This is a genomic window from Flavobacterium niveum, assembly GCF_055231775.1.
Window position 1 is genome coordinate 1 of sequence record NZ_JBUYSX010000015.1, and the last position, 2,243, is coordinate 2,243.

2 protein-coding genes are annotated in these 2,243 nt (G+C 48.6%); both read right to left on the reverse strand.

Features of this window, described 5'->3' with window-relative positions; translation table 11 throughout:
• A partial coding sequence (locus tag ACZIX4_RS19910; RefSeq protein ID WP_463337409.1) for an OmpA family protein occupies window positions 1-1,268 on the reverse strand: 1,268 nt, incomplete at its 3' end.
• 26 nt (window positions 1,269-1,294) lie between these two features.
• Entirely contained in the window at window positions 1,295-2,230 is a 936-nt protein-coding gene (locus ACZIX4_RS19915; protein WP_463337410.1) for a PorP/SprF family type IX secretion system membrane protein, read from the reverse strand.
• Between the last annotated feature and the right edge of the window lie 13 nt (window positions 2,231-2,243).

A 2,243-nucleotide genomic window follows, 5' to 3' on the forward strand; every position in this document is an offset into this window, starting at 1 on the left:
CGTACCATTACAATTGCTTCTACACCACAGATTGGCGTGGCAAGGTAAATCTTGTCATAGCCTTCCCTGTTGCTTGAGAAGAAGCCCACTTTCTTGCTGTCGTTAAAGCTGAAAGCGAAGTCGTCCTTGCCCGAGTTGATTGGCAGGCCTACGTTTTGTGCCTCGGTGCCTTTCTTAAGGTCGATTACAAATACGTCAAGTGAACCAAAGCCTTTACGTCCGTCTGATGAGAAGTACAGCTTGTCTGAGTCCGTGATGAACGGGAAGCTTTCCCTGCCTTCTGTGTTGATTTTCGGGCCAAGGTTAACCGGCTCGCCATAGCTGTTCGCGCCTTTTATCTCTACTTTCCAGATATCGGTACTACCTCCTACAGAGCCTTCCCTGTCTGATGCAAAGTATAGCCATTTGCCGTCCTTGCTAAGGCTTGGGTTACCGGTGCTCCATTTCTTGTCGTTAAACGGTAGCTCCTGTATCTTGTCCCACTTGCCGTTTACTTTTACGGCTTTGTAAAGGTACACCTGCCCTTGTTTGATGTTGGCTTTCTTATCCTTTACAAATTCTTTCTCTACAAAGCTTTCGCTGGCAAAGTACATGGTGTTGCCGTCTGCGCTTACCGCGGCAGGGCCGTCATGCCACCTGCTGTTTACCTCGCTTACCGGTACCGGCTCGCTTATCGTCCCGTTGGCATTGTAGGTAGCCTGGTACAAATCCAGGTACGGCTGCTCATCAGCTCCGTATTTCTTCCTGGCCGTGTTCCTGGCGCTGGTAAAGTAGATGGTGTTGTCATCTGTCAGTACCGCACCGAAGCTGCCGTATTTCTTGTCGTTAATGTCCAGTGATTTCTCCTCAAACAGTTTTGCCTGGCTTTGCAGTTTTGGCAAATAGTTAGGGTCCTGTTTGAAGATTACAGCACGCTGGTCGTTCGGGGCAAGGCCCGCAAACTTCTGCATCTGGGCATTGGCTTCCGGGTACTTGCCTTCCGCTTTCAGCATCTGGGCATATTTGTAGTACGTTTCGGCGTCCTGCTGCGTCTTGGTGAGCTCACCATACCATTTAACCGCTTCCTTGCTGTTAAAGATATTGTAGTAGCTCTCTGCAAGCTGGCGCTTTACATACTCGTCTTTGTCTTTTACTTTCAGGTAAGCGCTCGCTGCGTCCACGTATTCCATACGTGCATACAGCTTGTCTGCATCCTTGGTGGCATCGCTCTGCGCCATTACTGAACCGGTAGCCAGCATAAAACCAAGGGTAATATATAGATTTCTCATATCTTCTTATTTTATGGTGCTTTAGGTTAGAAATAACGTGGTGAACGTGATACTTTTTTCGGGAAATTCAGATCGAACAGTACCATGAATTCGTGTGAAGCAGGGGTGGTTACCTTAAGGTCGCTCACTACGTGATCGTAAGCATAACCAATCCTGATGTTTGGCGTGATGGCATAGTTTACCATACCGCCCCAGCTGTCATCAAGCCTGTAAGTGGCGCCTATCTCAAACTTCTCGAAGAACAAAGCGTTCAGCGAGCCGTCTATTGATGGGTCTACTCCAAAGGCTGATTTTACCATGAACGAGGGCTTCAGCTTAACGTTATCGGTTACCTGGAATACGTAACCTCCCGTTACAAAGTAGTGCGATACTTCTGAACCGAATTTATAACCTGTATCGTCTACAGATAGCTCAAGGTGCTTGCTCTTGATCATGTTCGGCACCGAGAACGCTAAATAGTAGTTATCGCTGTAGTAGAAGATACCTGTACCAAGGTTGAAGTACGCATTGTTTACGTTCTCCTGGAATGCAGGGTCTCCCGGGTCCGGCACAAAACCGTTCCCTATATCACTGTATAGCCCTACTTTGTGGAAGGTGGCTCCCGCTTTTAATCCTAATGCCAGCCTGTGGCTGCCGCCCAGCTTTAGCGTGTAGCTGAAATCTCCGTAAACGTTTGTCTCGTTTACAGGGCCTACCTTATCGGTAATGGCAGACAGCCCTAAGCCTACGTTCTTACCCGCAGGGCTGTGGACCGACAGCGTACCCGTACTCGGGGCACCGTCTATGTCTACCCACTGCTTGCGGTACAGCAAGCCAATGGCCATATTCTCCTTACTACCAGCATACGCCGGGTTAATTACGTTCATGTTGTACATGTACTGGGTATAGTGCGGGTCCTGCTGTGCGTAAGCCCCATACAAACTGCCCAGTGCAACTATTGCCGCCAGGTATAGTTTTCTCATTGTAATGTGTTTT

What these genes read in the sequence shown, in the direction of transcription:
- ACZIX4_RS19915 (WP_463337410.1), bottom strand. Translation starts at nt 2,230, where the DNA reads ATGAGAAAACTATACCTGGCGGCAATAGTTGCACTGGGCAGTTTGTAT.